General features: G+C 43.2%; 1 protein-coding gene and 1 pseudogene. One reads left to right on the top strand and one right to left on the bottom strand.

All coding sequences use genetic code 11. From position 1 onward, the window contains the following. Positions 1-136: 136 nt before the first annotated feature. Positions 137-1,420 (bottom strand): TldD/PmbA family protein, encoded by a 1,284-nt coding sequence (locus ACE1AQ_RS03360; RefSeq protein WP_008196608.1) that lies wholly within the window; start codon positions 1,418-1,420, stop codon positions 137-139. A 356-nt stretch (positions 1,421-1,776) separates the two neighbouring features. On the opposite strand from ACE1AQ_RS03360, the pseudogene ACE1AQ_RS03365 reads away from it, so the two are divergent. Continuing rightward, positions 1,777-1,961, top strand: a pseudogene (locus ACE1AQ_RS03365) (hypothetical protein); the annotation flags it as partial.

Genomic DNA, 1,961 nt, shown 5'->3' on the forward strand with positions numbered 1-1,961 from the left:
GATAACTGATAACTGATAACTGATAACTGATAACTGATAACTGATAACTGATAACTGATAACTGATAACTGATAACTGATAACTGATAACTGATAACTGATAACTGATAACTGATAACTGATAACTGATAACTGATTTAACCCACCACTGATAAACTATCAACGATTAGCGAGGGAGTATAACAGGAACCATTCCATTGATTATCGGCCCCCAGAGCGATTAAATTTTGCAAAGCTGTATAAACATTTCCCGTCACCATTGTATCTTTAACTCGTCCGGTGATTTTGCCATTTTCTATGCGATAACCCAGATCGACATTGACAGAAAAATCGCCCGAAATATCGGCCCCATGACCTAAAATTTGGTCGATAACTAGGCCCTCATCTATTTGCGAGATTAAATCCTCTAAAGTTCCCTCTCCCGGTGCCACGATTAAATTAACCAAATCCGGCATGGGATAAACCCCTAAACCGGGACGAAACCCGTTTCCCGTCGGAGTAGTTTTTAACAATCTGGCCGTGGTACGATCGCTATAGAATTCCTTAACTCTACCTCCCTCAATTAAAGATAAAAATTTGGTAGGAGTTCCCTCATCATCAAAGGGACAACTATAGGGTTCTCGCTGGGGTTGTTGGGATAGAGTCAACTTTTCCGACATCACCAATTGACCGATTTTATCACTCCAGGGCGAAGAATTTTCTAAGATCTGTTTCCCATTTAAAGCCATCTCCACCGTACCCCATAACAGTGTAACTGCATTAGAGGTCAATAAAATTGGTAATTTCCCCGTGGGACTATCCACATTATTGGCGGCCCATTGTAGTCGCTGCAATAACTGTTTAATTACCGTTTCGGGATGGGGTGTACTGCGAGTATATTCCCCATCATAAACTGCGAGAAAATCCTCCCCCCGCACCCATTCAATCCCCAGATAATAACTCAAAGCTGTATCGGTATATTGACAATATAAACCCTGGGAATTAGCCAAACGGGTGATTTCCTGTTCACATTCCCATTCACCACTACAAATAACTTCAGGATAAACTTGGCGAATTTGGCCAATCATTTGATTACCCATCTCGATTAAAGATTCTACCGCCACATCCTGGCCAATCGGGTCATAAATTGCCTGTCGTGGTGCCGAAAATTCGATTTCTTCCGGGGCATTGAGATAGGATAAATTTAACGCCGTTTCTACTAAAATTTCCGGTTCTACATCACCATAACCCACCGCTAACCCCGGACAACCCTGGCGCCATAATCTCAAGGCAGTTCCCACGGATTCGGAACTTTCTAACTGTTTAAGACGATTAGCCTCAAAAAAAACGGGATGGGAAAGGGAGGAAGATTGATAAACTTCGGCTGCCACCGCTCCCGATTGGAGAGCCAGTTCGATGAGTTGTTGCGGATCGATCGTCATGGTGATAGTTTTTGAGATGATAGCTATCTGATTATCTCAAGCCCCGGTACCGAAGCGCAAACAGGTAAGACTGGGGGGAATTAAAAAATTTGGCTCTCCCAGCTTTGGTGGGTAAAATGTATTTTAAGATACATTTCTCAAGAGCGAGGGGGTGGAACGAACCACAAAGACACAAAGGACACAAAGGACACAAAGATCGATCGATCCTATGTCAATTAAACTTATCACACAGAACCTAGAAGAGCCAAAAATTTTTGCTTAAGAATCTACATAAAGCGATCGAGTTGGCAAAAAAGTTATCATAGGATCAATAATCAGCAAAAATCTGGACACTCCCACCTAGAGAGGCCGAAAAAATGACGATTGCCAAAAGCGACGAAACTGCCACCTCTCCGGCACTGATAGAAGAAGATTTCGAGGACTTTTGGGAACCACCCCCACCCCCCACAGACTTAATTTTTGATGATGGTGAACCCTTGGAAAGCAACCGACACCGCATTGCCATGAATGTCTTGATTCGCTCCCTACAGCAGGGTTACGG

Origin of the sequence: Microcystis sp. BLCC-F209 (assembly GCF_041928595.1) — a bacterium.
GTDB lineage: Bacteria > Cyanobacteriota > Cyanobacteriia > Cyanobacteriales > Microcystaceae > Microcystis.